The sequence below is a fragment of the Paenibacillus sp. FSL H7-0735 genome (assembly GCF_038008505.1).
Classification (GTDB): Bacteria; Bacillota; Bacilli; order Paenibacillales; family Paenibacillaceae; genus Paenibacillus_AQ; species Paenibacillus_AQ odorifer.
The window spans coordinates 949,997-962,983 of sequence record NZ_JBBOZH010000001.1; the positions used below are offsets into that span (position 1 = coordinate 949,997).

Annotated in this window: 11 protein-coding genes; 8 read left to right on the top strand and 3 right to left on the bottom strand. The window is 43.2% G+C overall.

Annotation, left to right across the window (positions count from 1 at the left end; all coding sequences use genetic code 11):
- The first annotated feature begins 16 nt into the window (after positions 1 to 16).
- Entirely contained in the window at positions 17 to 2,347 is a 2,331-nt protein-coding gene (gshAB, locus tag NSS82_RS04185; protein ID WP_076272165.1) for a bifunctional glutamate--cysteine ligase GshA/glutathione synthetase GshB, read from the top strand.
- A 79-nt stretch (positions 2,348 to 2,426) separates the two neighbouring features.
- Here the strand turns inward: gshAB and NSS82_RS04190 are convergent, their stop codons facing one another.
- The gene (locus NSS82_RS04190) at positions 2,427 to 2,870 is read right to left on the bottom strand and encodes a hypothetical protein (RefSeq protein WP_036684901.1); all 444 of its coding nucleotides are present in this window, start codon (positions 2,868 to 2,870) and stop codon (positions 2,427 to 2,429) included.
- A 184-nt stretch (positions 2,871 to 3,054) separates the two neighbouring features.
- Here NSS82_RS04190 and NSS82_RS04195 point away from each other — a divergent pair, with 184 nt between their 5' ends.
- The 7 genes from NSS82_RS04195 to NSS82_RS04225 all read left to right on the top strand — a co-directional run bounded on the left by NSS82_RS04195 (position 3,055) and on the right by NSS82_RS04225 (position 10,244).
- Complete coding sequence (locus tag NSS82_RS04195; RefSeq protein ID WP_076105351.1) at positions 3,055 to 3,609, top strand: hypothetical protein; 555 nt, start codon at positions 3,055 to 3,057, stop codon at positions 3,607 to 3,609.
- Between the two features lie 240 nt (positions 3,610 to 3,849).
- Entirely contained in the window at positions 3,850 to 5,223 is a 1,374-nt protein-coding gene (locus NSS82_RS04200; RefSeq protein WP_081386542.1) for a Dyp-type peroxidase, read from the top strand.
- Positions 5,217 to 5,711, top strand: coding sequence for a hypothetical protein (locus NSS82_RS04205; protein ID WP_052096778.1), 495 nt, complete (start codon positions 5,217 to 5,219; stop codon positions 5,709 to 5,711). The genes NSS82_RS04200 and NSS82_RS04205 overlap by 7 nt, the downstream gene beginning before the upstream one ends.
- Before the next feature lie 64 nt (positions 5,712 to 5,775).
- Entirely contained in the window at positions 5,776 to 6,711 is a 936-nt protein-coding gene (locus NSS82_RS04210) for a catalase family peroxidase (protein ID WP_038568789.1), read from the top strand.
- A gap of 136 nt (positions 6,712 to 6,847) precedes the next feature.
- Positions 6,848 to 8,119 (top strand): glycoside hydrolase family 5 protein, encoded by a 1,272-nt coding sequence (locus tag NSS82_RS04215; RefSeq protein ID WP_076272166.1) that lies wholly within the window; start codon positions 6,848 to 6,850, stop codon positions 8,117 to 8,119.
- Between the two features lie 84 nt (positions 8,120 to 8,203).
- On the top strand, positions 8,204 to 8,851 hold the full coding sequence (locus NSS82_RS04220) for a response regulator transcription factor (protein WP_036684906.1): 648 nt from the start codon (positions 8,204 to 8,206) through the stop codon (positions 8,849 to 8,851).
- On the top strand, positions 8,835 to 10,244 hold the full coding sequence (locus NSS82_RS04225) for a HAMP domain-containing sensor histidine kinase (RefSeq protein ID WP_081386543.1): 1,410 nt from the start codon (positions 8,835 to 8,837) through the stop codon (positions 10,242 to 10,244). Before NSS82_RS04220 ends, NSS82_RS04225 begins: the two co-directional genes overlap by 17 nt.
- Before the next feature lie 193 nt (positions 10,245 to 10,437).
- On the opposite strand, the gene NSS82_RS04230 is transcribed toward NSS82_RS04225, so the two are convergent.
- A complete protein-coding gene (locus tag NSS82_RS04230) occupies positions 10,438 to 11,577 on the bottom strand; it encodes a DHHW family protein (RefSeq protein ID WP_036684907.1) in 1,140 nt (379 codons plus the stop codon).
- A gap of 20 nt (positions 11,578 to 11,597) precedes the next feature.
- Positions 11,598 to 12,983 (bottom strand): MBOAT family O-acyltransferase, encoded by a 1,386-nt coding sequence (locus tag NSS82_RS04235; RefSeq protein ID WP_036684909.1) that lies wholly within the window; start codon positions 12,981 to 12,983, stop codon positions 11,598 to 11,600.
- Positions 12,984 to 12,987 lie beyond the last annotated feature (4 nt).

Consider the following 12,987-nt stretch of genomic DNA (forward strand, 5'->3'; position numbering starts at 1 on the left):
AAGGATGATCGTTGAAATGGCTTTATTAAATCGTAAACTCATACAGCTTCTGAGGGATAACCATTTGAATAAGGAGCTTTTTCACGGCGAATTTGGACTGGAAAAAGAAAATGTCAGAGTGGATCCAGAGGGAAGACTTGCGCTGACACCACATCCTAAAGCTTTTGGCAACAAAATGGAGAACCCGTATATTCAAACCGACTTCTCAGAGAGTCAAATTGAAATGGTCACCCCTTCTTTTGATTCTATTGATGAAACTTATAACTTTCTGGAGGCGTTGCAGGATATTGTGTCGCTTGAGCTCAAGGAAGAATATCTGTGGCCAAGTAGTAATCCTCCGAGGCTACCGAATGATCAGGACATCCCCATTGCCAAGATGGGTAATCCGATTGAGGATGAATACAGACATCAGCTAGCAGACAAATACGGTCGCAAAAGACAATTGCTGAGCGGAATCCATTACAATTTCTCTTTTGATGAACAATTTCTGAGACAGCTTCATGACATAGCAGATCCGCAGGTGAGCTTTAAAGAATTCAAAGACGCTACCTACTTAAAAATAGCCCGCAACCTATTGCGGTACCGTTGGCTTCTTATCTATTTAACAGGCGCCAGCCCTGTTTTTGATAAGACTTATATGGAACAATGTGTAGCTCGCGGGGAATCAGATGACGACAAAAGCTTTTATTATCAGAATATGAATTCACTGCGAAATAGCGAATGTGGGTATCGAAATGAAAAACCTCTTTATGTATCTTTTGCTTCGTTAAAGGATTATGTTCATGATTTACAAGCTTTGATCGAATCGGAAGAATTATTAAGTGTAAAAGAGTTTTATAGTCCGGTTAGAGTGAAGACAGCAAGAGGCAAACATCCTTTAGAGGAACTGATGCAAGATGGGATAGCTTATTTGGAGCTTCGGTTTATTGATCTGAATCCACTCTACAAAATAGGAATCGGCAAAGAAACGATGATTTTCATTCATCTATTTATCTTGTATATGCTGCTGAAGGAGGACGAACCGTTCGGAGTAGAGGATCAGAAGATGGCGAATCTTAATCATGATCAATTGATCATGGAGGGGATAAAGGGATGTTTGCATGATTACGGGGATTCATGTACAACGATGGAGCAACAGGCATTAACTTGTATTCATGAGATGCAGGATCTGATCCAACTGTTGAACCCGGAGAATGAAGTGTTTTTGAACGTATTGCATGGAGCTAAGAATAAAATTGTAGAGCCAGACCGGAGTTTTGCAGCTATTGTGAAGTCGGAAGTTCAACAATCCTCTTTTGTACAATACCATCTGAATAAAGCTAAACAATATGCTAAGGAAAGTCTTGCGAATGGATACCGTTTTGTGGGATATGAGGATCTGGAGCTATCTACACAGCTTCTTTTGAAGGCAGCGGTTAAACGTGGCATTAAGTTTCAATTGATCGATCGGGAAGAGAACTTTGTAGTGCTTACGCAAGGTGATCATAAAGAATATATTAAGCAAGCTACGAAGACCTCCCTTGATTCTTATAGTACGGTATTAATCATGGAGAATAAGATCGTTACGAAAGAAGTTCTTAAACAGCAAGGCATTCGGGTTCCCGCAGGAGAAGCTTTTCGAAATCTGGAAGAGGCAATGAATGCGCATAGCACTTACCGTAACAAGGCTATTGTGATTAAGCCCAAATCAACCAATTTTGGACTCGGCATTACTATTTTTACAGACGACTTCTCTAAAGAAGATTATCAAAAAGCTTTCGAAATCGCCTTCGAATTTGATCGAACTGTGCTACTAGAGGAGTTCATGACGGGAAAAGAATATCGTTTTCTTGTCATGGGTGATGAAGTAGTCGGAGTATTGCACCGTGTTCCTGCGAATGTGATTGGAGATGGTGTACATACGATTGAACAACTGGTGCACGAGAAGAATAAGGATCCGTTAAGAGGCCGCGGGTACAAGACTCCACTTGAGAAAATTCAGATCGGTGAAGCAGAAGCGATGTTCTTGAACAACCACGCTCAGGCTTGGAGTGATATTCCTCCATTAAACGAAGTCATCTATCTTCGGGAGAACTCTAATATTAGCACGGGTGGTGACAGTCTGGATTTTACGGATGAGATCCCAGATAGTTATAAGACTCTGGCGATTCAAGCGGCTAAAGCTGCGGGCGCCACTTTTTGTGGAGTGGATATGATGATTGATGACATCAAGGAAGAAGCCAATGATACCAACTATAGCGTTATTGAGATTAACTTTAATCCAGCGATTCATATTCATTGTTACCCTTATAAAGGGAAGAACCGAAAGGCGGATGAACGGATTCTGGATCTATTATTTGGGGAATAAACAGAAGCTCAACCAGTACCTTTGGTTGAGCTTCTGTTTTTAAAGGGGAAATTCGCTTCCCACCCACTAGATGTTCATGTTAGGAGTTACCCGCAGCTGCAACACCACTAAAGTTTCTGGCTTGGACATTATTAAAGGGATCTGTTGCGGCTGCATTGGTGAAGATCTCTGCTGTGTACTGAATTTGACCTGTTGCGACAGCCGCTGGTGGTGGAATATCTACTGCTGTAAAACCGAAAGCTTCATTTTCTCTGCTGATCGCAACCCCAAATGTCGTGGTGAAAATGATCGTTCCGTTTCTGCGAACATTAACGGTATTGGTATTGAAAAGAGGATTGTTTTCTACTTTTAGAAATCCGGTCAAAAGTACGCGGACATTGCCTTGATTCTCAGCCGACACGCCTGCGGTCTGAATACCAATATCCCCAAAAACAAGGGGAGTCGCTGCTAGTGGAATAACTGCTGGTGTAGCATCCGAAGCAGCTTGGTTGGATAGTCTTAAATCTACAAACTGAATGGTCATATTATATTCACCTCCTAGAAATAGAATATGATAGAAGGAGAGTTAACTCTTGGATTTGCTATGTAATTCATCAGCTACCTACTTGCATGGCTTGATGATCAAGTGTTAAATGAAAGAAGGGTTAGAAGTTTAAGGAAAGGCGGGAGCTATTATCAAACAGAGGAATAAGTCTAAAAGGATATTATTGATTTCATTAATGCTGTTGGCAGTGGTTATCATTGGTGCGGTGGTGCTTGGGGAACGCGGAGGAATAATGAGTAAATCCGAGAGCTCTTTCAAAAGTCCTGCTGAACCGTCGCCCCTTATCATTACACATGAGAATAGTACAGATGCTATAGAGAACTATGTCATTCTAAAGACGAGCTGGAATGGAGCGGACTATGATCGGGCCTCCTTTTACTATACGGCTTGGCATAGTGAACCTACGCTTCTAACGGGTCTGCGTCGCTTGAAACCAGGGGAGAAAATGCAGGTCGACTTTGGAGATTACGCACCGAGTGAAGTCACAGTAAAGATGGCCTATCTAACTGAGAGCTTTGATGAATCGCAGCTTCCAATTGTAGAAGTTCCTGTAACACTCGTGGAAGGGAAATATGAATTTGTGAACCCTCCAGCATCCACCAGTGATATTCCTACTTCGGGTCGCGTCTTTAGTGTTATAGCTAGATGGGGTGAGAACATCTGCGAATATGTCTTCGCATCAGATGGCAAGTTTGATAACTATGAATATGATTTATGAGGTTAGTCGAAGATAAGAGATGTTCTAGAGCCGGTCCGGTTTTGGAATATCTCTTTTTTTGTCTCGATTTTAGACAAATCTAACGATGTGTCTATTTTTTAGACAATGCACCGTTATTGTCTAGTTGGGGAGGACTGTTAACCTGATTAACCATTTAGAGCTAAGTTTAATTAGATCGAGAGATGGATGAGAGAATACCCGTTTTTAATATTATGAAGACAACTTTAAGACGAGGGAGGAGTGAACGTCATAGGTACAGAAACGGAAGAACTGAATTATGATGACATTCAAGGAATCGTCTTACAAGAACGCCCTACCCCTTACGTTGGGACCTATATATTGCTGTCCATCGATCATCAACAGGACGGGAAAGTGATGCTGAAGCGGCTTCTCGACGAAGTGACGTCGGCCGGACAGTGGAGTAATCCTCACGAAGGTGCTTGGGTCAACGTTGGTTTTACTTATCAAGGACTCCAGAAGCTGGGGATTCCTCAGGAGTCGCTCAACAGCTTCGACCTGGAGTTCCGGGAGGGTATGGCTGCCCGGGCAGCTAAGCTAGGGGATGTAAACGAAAGCAGCCCGGAGCACTGGGAAGACCCGCTGGGTACTGACAAAGTCGATGTGGCGCTTGCTCTGTTCGCGCCCACCAAAGAAGCGCTGCTTCAAGCAGAAGAAGCAGCCCGTCGAATCCACTGTGAACTGAATGGTGTATCCGTCGTTTACCAGCTGGATGTCGGAATGAATCCTGACGGACGTACTCATCTGGGCTTCATGGATGGAATCAGCAATCCGAGAATCGAAGGAAACCATGTACTCAACGCGGTGGGGCAGGAAGCGGAGATTAAAGCCGGTGAATTCCTGTTCGGGCATTTAAATGAATCTGGCACCATAACACAGGGACCACAGCCGGCAGAACTTGGCCACAATGGAAGTTACCTCAGTTTCCGCAAATTGCATATGAGGGTCGCGGCTTTCCGTCGTTATTTGCGGGAGCATGCGGATAATCGGGAAGAGGAAGAACTTTTGGCCGCTAAAATGGTAGGAAGATGGCCGAGCGGAGCCCCTTTAAGTCTGGCTCCTGAAGCAGATGACCCGGCACTGGGCGAAGATGTCAGCCGACGGAACGCATTTACGTACGGGGATGATCATAAAGGGTTGAAATGTCCGGTAAGCTCGCATATCCGTCGTGCATTTCCCCGTGACAGCTTGCAGGGTTCGGTTGTTAATGTGAACATCCACCGGTTGCTCCGGCGGTCAACGATGTATGGCCCTATACTGCCAAAAGGTGTAATGGAGGATGATGGTCAGGATAGAGGCCTTATTTTTGCAGGTATATGCAGCTCATTGTCCCGCCAATTCGAGTTTATCAAGACCGATTGGTTAAATGGAGGCAATTTCGCGGGTATGTCAACCGAGAAAGACCCTATTACCGGTAAGAATGAGGGGGAAGGGATGTTTACCATTCCGGACAAACCTATTCGCCACCGGATGAAAGAAATTCCAAGTTTTTCAATCACCAAAGGCGGGGAGTATTTCTTTGTTCCCAGCATGACTGCATTACGGTGGATGGCAGAGTTGGATCAACATATATCTAAGGAGGAATTAACATGTTAGAAGGACAAGATCAGACTAATCCGATTACAAGCGCTGGACGTGCCGGCCTGCGGGAAGGTGAAATATCTGAGCTTACCATCATTGCGCCGCTTAAAGATGGTGGGGCGGATCGTCTCCGTGAGAAGCTGAAAAAAAGCGCATCGAGACAAGCCGAAACGATGGCGAAGATCGCGACCGTTCACGACATGCGCTTCGTAATCTTTGATAACGACACGCGGCTGTTGTTCGCGACGGCTTATGATGGCGACTGGGATAGTTATATTGATGATTTTGGAACTGAAATTCCAGAGTTGTTGAATAACATGTTTAATGAAGTGAAGGATTTTCCGGGAATTGAATCTTCGGAAGCGAAAGATTTCATCGCCAACCATCAGATCACTGCATCTGGCTGGTACAGTGCTTATCCCGATGCCACGGTCAGAGATATTTGGCGCGGACAGCGAATTACGAAGGCCTGGAACGACCTACTTGACGCATCACAAAGCTAAAAAACTAGAAAAGGGGGCCTTGTCCCCTTTTCCTTCCTGATAAATTACAAAGAGGTGAACGAAAATGAACAATAATAAATCAGTGTCGTCTGAACTCGCAGAAGAAGCAGTAAACTCCATTGAGGAGGTAGCAGGCAAATATCCGGGTTATCGACGCGCGCACGCCAAAGGTGTTGTCTACCAGGCGGTGTTCACCCCTAACGGCCAAGCGGGTCCTTTGACAACAGCGGCACATTTGCAAAATCATGAGGTGCAAGCTCTCGTACGCTTCTCCAATAGCTCGACTAATCCGTCCATCCCTGATGTTTTTTCGCCTGCAAAAGGAATGGCGGTTCAGTTTGTATTGCCTGATGGGGGCGTGACAAGTTTGGTGACAATTACATTACCGATCTTTTTTGCCAAAACACCGCAATCCTTTATTAATATCTTACGTACAATTAAAGAAAATTCGTTTGAGGGAGCGACCATTGCAGACAAATTCAAAGCGGTCATGGAGAAGTATTCGGAAAGCCGGGCTGGGCTTCAAGCCGTGAAAATGCTGCAATCGCCACTCAGTTTTGCAACCAATCGTTATCATTCCATTCATGCCTATTACTTCATCAATGCTGCTGGCGAGCGGCGGGCTATTAAATATGAGTGGGAACCGGAAGCGGGTCTGCACTTTCTGGTCAAGGAAGAGGTGGAGAATCGATCTCCCGATTATTTGGAGGATGAACTAATCGAGAGACTGTCCAAAGGTCCTGTGACGTTTCAATTGACAGTAATTCTCGGACAGGAGGGAGATCCTACGGATGACCCGACGTCTGCTTGGCCCGAAGACCGGGAACGGATTGTCGTCGGACATTTGTCGATCACCGGCGTGGCAGACGAGAAGGCTCAAGAGTACGTCTTTGATCCGACGGTTGTACCTGCCGGCATTGAATGCTCAGAAGATCCTATTCTGAACTTCCGTCATGATGCCTATGCGGAGTCACATTCCCGTCGAAGTACTAATCAGTAAGCATTTATTTTATATTCTATTAATATGATCGGGCTGTCCTAAAATGTCTGCCGACATCCTTAGGGCAGTCTTTTTAGGTATGCCTTGTGACACTCTTGTAACAGAGATTGGCTACGATAGGTTACGAGGTGAGAGAATGAAGAAGTTTAAAGGGTTTATCGTATTGATTTTGTTGGCAGTTGTAGGATGCAGTGCAGCAACACCACAAGCAAATCTTGAACCGGAGAAGGAGGTAAAGAAAGAGGTCAATGAGAAGATCGCTTTCTGGGATCAACAGCGAAAAGGAACAAATTTCATGAATTCCAAATCTATACCCAAAAATTATGATGCGGCGAAAGAAAATAATATAGAGTTCATTCGACTTGCGCCAGATAAATGGGCAAAAGATAGTGATTTCCTGTTTAACGATCAACCGGATGCTAATCCAGATAAAGACTTTTTAATAGGGAATGCAGATAAATACGAGGGGCTTGTTGAGGACGATTTCACAGCGTTAAAGGCAGACTTGGATGCAGCTGAGGCGCGGGGGTCAAAAGTAGTGCTGACAGTCCTTAGTTTGCCCGGCGATCGGTGGCGGCAGTTTAATAATTATACAAATGATGATCGAATCTGGAAGGATTTCAGTTATCATGAACAAGCGGCAACGTTTTGGAAGGATCTTGCGGAAAGATTAAAAGATCATCCTGCGGTGGTCGGCTATAATCTTATTAATGAGCCACATCCTGAACAAGCTACTGGATTTAATGATTTCTGGACAGAGGATTACAACGAATGGTATAGCTCAGTGGAGAATACTCCGGCGGATTTGAATCTTTTATATGAGACTATTGTGACAGCGATTCGAACCGTAGATACGGAAACCCCTATTATCGTCAATTCTGGTCTGTATGCTACACCATGGGCCTTTAAATATTTGAAACCCATCGATGATGCGAATGTATTATATGCTTTTCATATGTATGAACCTTACGAACTCACCAGCCAAAATAAGAAAAAAGGCTTAACCTATGAATATCCTGGAACGGTTAAAGTAGGTGAGGAGAAGACGGAAAAAGCATTTAATAAGAAAGCTTTAAAGGATTTTCTAGAACCTATCGCACAGTGGGCAGAAAAGAATAACATCCCTGCTAATCGTATTGTCGCTGAAGAATTTGGCACGAACCGGCTTGTAAAAGGTGCAGATCAATACTTGGCTGATTTAATCTCGATTTTTGATGATTACGGCTGGCACTGGGCGTTTTATGCGTTCCGGGAGGATACTTGGGATGGCATGGATTATGAACTTGGCATTGAGCCTCCAACCTGGGAGTATTGGGAAGCGATAGAGAAGGGTGAACAGCCTGATCGAAAGACAGTCGATAACCCGATATGGAACGTACTGACGAAGGGACTAGAGAAGTTGCAATAGCGTAGCATGAAAATATATGAAAAGGTGAAACCTGTAAAGGATTTCGCCTTTTTCTTCTGATAACTATAGGAAGGAGAATCTACTTTGAATATTTTAATTGCGGATGATGAGAAACATATGACCACTATATTGAAGACTTATTTTGAAAAAGAAGGCTATAACGTTTGGACAGCAGCGGATGGTGAGGAAGCGCTAGAGCTCTTTTTTTCCAATAGGATTGATCTTGTGGTGCTGGATTGGATGATGCCTAAGCGAAGCGGGCTTGAGGTTTGTAATGAAATCAAGAAGGTTAGTTTGGCTAAAGTTGTAATGCTGACCGCAAGGTCTTCCCATGATGATGAATTCAGTGCCTTGGATATAGGAGCAGATGAATATATAAGAAAACCATTCGACCCAAGGATTTTGATGCTTAGAATTAAAAAAATGCTAGGCACCGAAAAAGTGGCTGCGATTAGGGATTTAGAAATCGATTTTGAGCGGAAGAAAGTGTACAAGAATGGGGCCGAACTGGCGTTATATAAAAAAGAATTTGAATTGCTAACCTTCCTGTACGAGCATAAAGGACGTATTTTATCCAGAGATGCCTTATTGTCTGCGGTTTGGGGAATGGATTATCTGGGCGAAGAAAGAACGGTAGATACGCATATTAAGAGGCTGCGCGATAAGATTGGGGCCGACCATGTGATCACGCATAGGGGAATGGGGTACAGCTTCCATGATAAAAATTCATAAAATAAGTACGAAGTTATTGATCATGGTGAGCATTATTTTGCTGATTGTTTTTGGTACGTCTTATTTCCTGCACAACTATTTCTCAGCAGATTATTACCTATACAAAATGAAAACCAAGATCAACACCATTTATGACGAAGTAAAGGATCTCCGTTTGGATCAACTCATGGAAAATGAAAGCAGGATCGAGAACAATAATAACGTAACGATTGTCAGGGTTGAAAACAGTGGAAGTACAGCAGAAATTAACGAAAATATTCAATTTGCGTTGTTTAAAGATAAGGTGGCACTTAATAAATTCTGGATCACAGATGAGGTATTACAAAAAGTAAAACAAGGCAACACGGTTAATCTTTTATTTAATCAGGGCAAATTGAAATCGAGTCTGTTAACGAAAATATACGAGCAGGATAGCAGTCTAATCCTCATAGGAACTGTGGTTGTGCACAATACAGATGCCTTGACCCTCGTAAATCAATTCAGCTTTTACTCCATTCTACTGGGGATTATTATCAGTTTGCTGTTAGTGGCTTATTTTTCAAAAAAGATCATTACACCGTTAGAACAATTGCAGGATGTCGCAAAGGATATATCCAATCTCGATTTTAAACAAGTGACGATTCAAACGGGGGATGAAATCGAAGAGCTCTCGAAAAGCATCAATCAGATGAGTCAGCGTCTAAAGAGCACCCATGCCAAATTGGAGGAGAAAAATCAAAGTTTAAATACCCTTATCTCAAGCATTTCGCATGAAGTGAAAACACCATTATCCTTAATCCAAGCCTATACGATTGGCATTCAGGACGGTCTGGATGATGGCACGTATACGGATATCATTTTGGAGCAAGTGAAGTATACGTCGGATATGGTGGATTATTTAATTAAATTGTCCAAGATCCAAAAGTCAGAAGTGCATAAAGAGCCTTTTGATCTTAAAGAGCTTCTGCTAAAAGTGATCACACAATATAATATTACGTTAAAAAATAAAAACATAACCTTAATGACCGACTTTCATTCGCTTGAATCCTCTATCGTTGAAGAAGATATCAGCCAAATTGAGATAGTATTCAACAACTTAATTAGTAATGCCATTAAATATGGTGAAGAGGATTTTTTTGAAATAAAACTAGGGAGTGACACTACTCGTACATTAAAATTCACGATCTCCAATAAAACCACTCGCCTGAAAACGGAGCATTTAGCGTATATCTGGGACCCATTCTATGTAATTGAAGAGTCTCGAAATAAAGAAATCTCCGGTACTGGACTTGGCCTGTCCATCGTCGCGGAGATTCTTGGCAAAAATGATCTGAAATACGAGTCCAGATTAGAGGATTCATATATTAGTTTTAGTATTTGGTTTGAAGTTAAGAAGGGGATTTTGGAACTGTAGGAGCGTTAGCGTTCGCCTGAAAGCTTTCCGAAGGAAAGCTCGCATCGGAAGCATAAGCTGTCTCCGGATGTTATCCGCTGATAGCGGTAAAATCAAAAACATCTGGAGACAACAGCGACCGAAAGTCCAACATTCCCGCAGTTACGCACAACACCATATTAAAGGTCTTTTCACCGCATCCATCGCAATATCATTAATTAAGCTTCAAAAGCGCCGCATTATCAATAAAAGTAGCTGTATTAAAAAGCAGCAAGACATCCTTGATGTCATTTTGAGCCATATAGTCACTGATGTTTCCATTATAATAACGGATGTCGATCACATGGATTTCAGGCACATGCTGAGTCAGGAAAGGAATAACGCTATGTGCATAGGAGTCTTTGATGACAAGCAGCTTTTCCTGTTTGACTGTTGTTGGATCAAGCTGGCTGGTGATATTCATGAGCGCATGTACGCCCCCTAAGAAATAAGAGTACTTATCTTTTTTCGCCAGATAACTTGGGTCATACATACTTGTTAAAGTCTCACCGGTATCTTGAATGTACATTTGGGTGGATACCTCATGATTAGGTTTGTACATTTGAATGGAGTCAGGTGTGACCCCGATAAATTGCCCCCGGGTATGATAGCTTCCGAGAAATGAATTACTCACAGTCTGAATCTGGTATTCGCTCCGGGACAGAGGCTGCCAGCCCATGCTTTGAGCATAGGCTACATAAGCTAAGTAGGCACCGTAGGTTGTCCAGTGATGGTCGGTCCGATAGTAAATGGGTTCTGCGGCATGTGGGCTAAGAACATCAAATCCATTTATAAAAGTAAGGCTATCTCCTACATCCTTAGCTATTGTTTGATTCACCTCAGCTTGCGAGTAGACAGGAGCTAACCAGGGTAGACGTTCCTTGTACAAGCCAACCGATGTAGGTGCGAGTAAGAAAGTGGTGTTTGCATCAGGATTGTTATCGGCAAAGCGTTTCACAGCTGCTGCATATTGCTGAACTTTAGTGTAATCAGGTGCTGCAAATTTTTCGAAAAGATAGCCGTCTTTTCCTTTATAGATTCCGTTATTCTCTTGCTGCAGCCTCATCTGTTCCACCGCCGATTTCACCCATACCCATTTGGCCCGAAATGGAAAATGATCGGTTACAAAGCTTTCGGCCTCTTCCGCATAGGTGTGGGATAATAAATTGTCCCATGTCAGATGGGGTGCCTTTTGCAAATACCGGTTCTCAAGCTCAGAGAAACGCTGAACAGGCAGTAAGAAAAAAAGGATAGCGACCAGAAATAACGTTGCAGCAAATCCCCCAACCAGGATTCGATCCGTCTTCAGCTTCATAAACAATCACCCCCCAATGGTTAGAATCGGAAATATAAAAATGGATTAAAGGTTGCATCTACTAAGTAGGCTACAGATAGGAAAAATAACACGCCATACCAAACAAGAGCAGGAACCGATCTAGAATCCATCCGCTTGGAGAGCTTCACAGGTGTAGAGGCAAAGGTTAACACCACGAGTAGAATCGCGTTCGTGTAAGTGAAGTATAAAGTGGTATTATTCCATAACGGCTGTCCATTAAAGCCAAGCATCGCTTGTAAGTAGCCAATGACCAGAGGAAGTTCTTCAAAAGCGAATAAGACCCATCCGATGAGTATAAGTACTACAGCATATAAATGTCTTGTCCAACGGGGGAGGTGGCTTAATAGCTTTAATCCCCACCATTTTTCAAAGATAAGAATGACCCCGAAGTATAATCCCCAGAGCAGAAAATTCCAGCTTGCCCCGTGCCAGATACCCGTGAGCAGCCATACGATGAGGATGTTGCGCACTTGAACGCCTAACCCCCGGCGGTTGCCTCCAAGCGGGATGTAGACATAGTCACGAAACCAACTGCTAAGGGAAATATGCCATCTCCGCCAGAAGTCAGTAATACTCTGAGAGATATAAGGTTTGTTGAAGTTCTCGTTAAAGCGGAAGCCGAACATGAGACCGAGACCGATAGCCATATCCGAATACCCGCTGAAGTCAAAATAGATCTGAAAAGCAAACGCAATAATCCCAAGCCAAGCGGTTAAAGCAGGCAGGGAATCTAGGTTGGAGCTGGATATGGTGTGCCAGAGCAGACCGATGTTGTTGGCGAGCAGTACTTTTTTGGCTAATCCGATTATGAATCTCCGTACACCTTCTGCGAACATGGGGATATCGACCGAACGTTCACGTAGTTGCCCGGCAATGGTGTTATATTGAACAATCGGACCTGCTACTAACTGTGGAAACAGCGCTACGAATGTACCGAAATCAATCCAATTGCGTTGTGCTTTCGAAGTTCCTCTATAGACGTCAATAATATAGGACATGGATTGAAAAGTATAAAATGAAATCCCAATAGGTAAAGGTAAATCCGTTAAAGGAATATGTGTACCGAGGAGTCCATTTATATTTTGGATGAGAAAATCTGCGTATTTAAAATACGACAATAAGCCTAGATTAATAATGACGGAACTAACCACAATCCACTTGCGCTGCACCGCAGTCAGCTTTGGTCTGCTGAGCAGTAGACCAAAGCTGTAATCTGTAATGGTGGACAGCAACATGATTACAATGTAGACAGGTTCGCCCCAAGCATAAAAAACCAGGCTGCTTAAAAACAATATGAGGTTTTTGATTCGCCAGGGCGAAACATAATAGAGCGCTAGGACAGCCGGCAGGAATAGGAATAGGAAAAGTAGGCTGCTGAATACCATGGTT